The sequence below is a fragment of the Enterobacter cloacae complex sp. GF14B genome, assembly GCF_004136805.1.
Taxonomy (GTDB): Bacteria; Pseudomonadota; Gammaproteobacteria; order Enterobacterales; family Enterobacteriaceae; genus Enterobacter; species Enterobacter hormaechei_C.
Map to the genome: position 1 here is coordinate 1 of NZ_QFRV01000198.1, position 2,373 is coordinate 2,373.

Below are 2,373 nucleotides of genomic sequence, written 5' to 3' on the forward strand. Positions count from 1 at the left end.
TGGCATAACCAATCTATCATACTTGGCATGGGTGATAGAAAGGTTATACCATTTATCTTTTTTTATTGGCACACACATCCACACACGCGCACACACACAAGAAGAAGAGAGTTATAACGTCGTAGGAAACTATCCTAAAAGACGTTAAAGATTAGGTTAGATGTAGACTTACGTTAAATTAGATTTAGGTTTATTTAAGTTAAATTAGATTAGATTTAGGTTTATTTTTAGTTAGATTTACGTTTATTTACGCTAGATTTAGATTTACGTTATATTAGATTAGATTTAGGTCTCCATAGACTGCGATGCCTGCATGAAGCGGGTGAAGAAAGCCCTCAATGGAATATAGGGTATTGCTGCCTTCACTCATGGTGGGCTCCGTCGATCCAAAAGTACTGGTGAAATGTCTTCAGAAGATAGGGAAGAAGGTGGATCTTCAGGGGGGCAAGAGTCACTACATCCCCGACACAATGGCCATCTAGACAACCTCTAGTCATTCAACAGCAACTTCAAAGTTAGTAACAAGAGCAAGAACGGTCTAAAGGGCCAATTGTTGTCATCAGATGTGGATGGAGATGAGGCAGCGTCACCGCCGAAAGTTAACTCTCACATCTTTAGTGATGAGAATGCCAACTCTTGCCGAGTTATGTGAAAAATAAGTTTTAAGGTTCTTATAATCCCTGTTAGTTTAGTTCTTTGTTTTTAATATAACATAATTTACGTTAGATTTAGATTTATGTTATATTAGATTAGACTTAGGTTTATTTAGGTTTACCCCCACACACACACACAAGAAGAAGAGAGTTTTAACGTCGTAGGAAACTATCCCAAAAGACGTTAAAGATTAGGTTAGATGTAGACTTACGTTAAATTAGATTTAGGTTTATTTTTAGTTAGATTTACGTTTATTTAGATTTACGCTTATTTACGTTAGATCGAGTCCACGCAAGAATTACTTACGGTTTAGGGTTTAGAGTTAGACAAACAGTGAAAAGATCTACTGTGAAAAGATGTTAAGATGCTGTGAAGTGCTACAGCTAGAGAAGAGGCAAAGGGGTTTTGTCCACTACATGCAGTATCATGTAGACGTGGGTGTGTAGATTTCTTGTACCCACAAATATAGGTATTGACCAATAAAGACGAGATTATAACCCGGTGGTTCTGATCTCCGTGCACCTCTAGACCGAGGTGTGCGGGGATTGGACATGACTAGAGAATGTGAGGTAAAGAGAGAGAGAGAGAGAGAGAGAGAGAGAGAGAGAGAGAGATAAGACGAAGAATGCCAATAGAATATTAAATTTGTTGTCCAGGTTATAAGATTTTTATCCTCATTATGAGTAGTGACGAGGATGTGGGACCGTCCAACCGAAACACCTATCTCTCAACGAGGGTCTTATGTCCTTGTAATCAATGCAAGCATGCTGTGCGACGGACAAGACGTGTTTCTTTGCAGCACGTTCGCGAATTTGGCGAGTTCGATCCATCTATTATAGATCGAGTTGTTGCCAATTATAACTCGTCGGACTCTGACGCTGGCCAACAAGCAGCAATCTTGCAACCCAATAGACGTGTTCGCAGGCGCTTTGGTCAAGCAGCATATGTGAGGCCACAAGATGTAGCCTCTGACAGCTCGGGGGATGATCATGCAGAGCACATTCCCAACGAGGCAATGTTTGAGCCCGAGATTGATGAAATGATCGAGACGATCATGGATTCAGAAAGGCTTATCTATGATGATATGAAAAGTGAAGCCGATACGCCATTGTATAATGGAGCACGTGTGTCTAGATTGAAAGCGCTCCTGGTTCTTCTCAACATGCAGACAAAGTTTGGATGGAGTGACACTAGCGTCACAGCGCTTTTCAGGTGATCTATTACAATTAGTTTACTTTAATAAAACTCTAAATGTATAATGATCTAATAGATTTTTACACAATTGTACCGTATTTTTATGTTGTGTAGATTGCTCAAAGAGCACATACTGCCAGCTGATAGTGTGATGTCGGCGTATGGGGGTTACAATGTGCCAATCACCTTGGCATCAGTGGAGGAGATCGGAGAAGATGCTGATTTGGAAGCCGCTGGGATGGTTCCAGACGAGCCTCGCACTGCTACTCTCTATGGGATACATGCAGAGGACCTACGAAATGAAGCGGAGGACATCTCCCTAAATGGAGAGCTCTATATAGACATAAGGAGTTTTGTTGAGTTATGCGAGAATGAGAGAGAGACCTCCTAAAGCCATAGAAATTGTATCTGAGCAATTTTTCTCCTTTTTATAATTATGTATTGTATTCACGTGGAGTTTTGCCCATTCTTGTCTCTATGCTAACTTGTGAAATTTAAATTGTGAATCAAATTATAACTTATTCA

The 2,373-nt window shown here is 40.2% G+C and carries 1 protein-coding gene; it reads left to right on the forward strand.

Annotated features, from left to right (window positions below; translation table 11 throughout):
* The first annotated feature begins 1,447 nt into the window (after positions 1–1,447).
* Positions 1,448–1,870: a hypothetical protein gene (locus DD606_RS24610; protein WP_129259384.1), complete on the forward strand. Its 423-nt coding sequence runs from the start codon at positions 1,448–1,450 to the stop codon at positions 1,868–1,870.
* The last annotated feature ends 503 nt before the right edge of the window (positions 1,871–2,373 follow it).